Origin of the sequence: Dolichospermum sp. UHCC 0406 (assembly GCF_009712025.1) — a bacterium.
In the GTDB taxonomy this organism is placed as follows: Bacteria; Cyanobacteriota; Cyanobacteriia; order Cyanobacteriales; family Nostocaceae; genus Dolichospermum; species Dolichospermum lemmermannii.
In genome coordinates, this window is sequence record NZ_VILA01000045.1 from 1 (window position 1) to 797 (window position 797).

Below are 797 nucleotides of genomic sequence, written 5' to 3' on the forward strand. Positions count from 1 at the left end.
ATCAATTTGAACATTAATAGGTTTATTAGCTAATGATATAATCATTTCTGGTATTTTACCACTTTGTTGACGATGAAAATTTATTTCCTCATCTTTAGCTTGTAAAACTGCTTTATATTTTTCTTCAACTGCTGCTAATGATAATTGATAATTTTGAGTAAAATCGCTGTGAATCTTTTCTTTATCGGCATTTTCAGGAACAGCAACTTTAACAACTACCACACTATCACCTTTATTTTCAATACTCTGAATAGCTAATTCTGTATCTCTATTTTGATTTTGAACTTGATCAAAAGCATTAACAAAAGCCTTCCAGTCAATACCATTTTGGAAAATTAAATCAACAGTATTTAAAACTTCTTCAAATAATTTTGTAAATTCTCCTGGTTGAAATTCTCCACTACTCGGACGACGTTCCCGGTCATCTGTTCCCGGTTTAGGATATTCTAAAAGGTAGACAAAACGACAATCTACATCATCTAATATAGTTGTACTTTCAATATTCCAAGCTTCCACACAAGCACCTGTCATTTGAGCTTTGGTGAAATTAGTACCGACGGCTTGAGTAAGAGTCAGATTTGCCCATTCTAAATTAGCTCCTTGAAAGGTGGCTTCAATAATATCAGCATTTTTTAAATTAGCCTGTTTCAAGTCTGCACCTATTAGGTTTGCACCTCTGAGATTAGCGCCAAAATAAGATTTATCTCTACCATTTAAAGTAACGAGCAAATTGAGAACAGCAGGGTTACTTAATATAGTATTTCCCGGTTCAGCAAAATCGAGTTTTTTGGCCTCAT

1 protein-coding gene is annotated in these 797 nt (G+C 33.5%); it reads right to left on the reverse strand.

Annotated elements, in window-relative coordinates; all coding sequences use genetic code 11:
• The coding region (locus tag FJR09_RS24250) for a pentapeptide repeat-containing protein (protein ID WP_168654221.1) at positions 1 to 797 on the reverse strand (797 nt) is incomplete at both ends.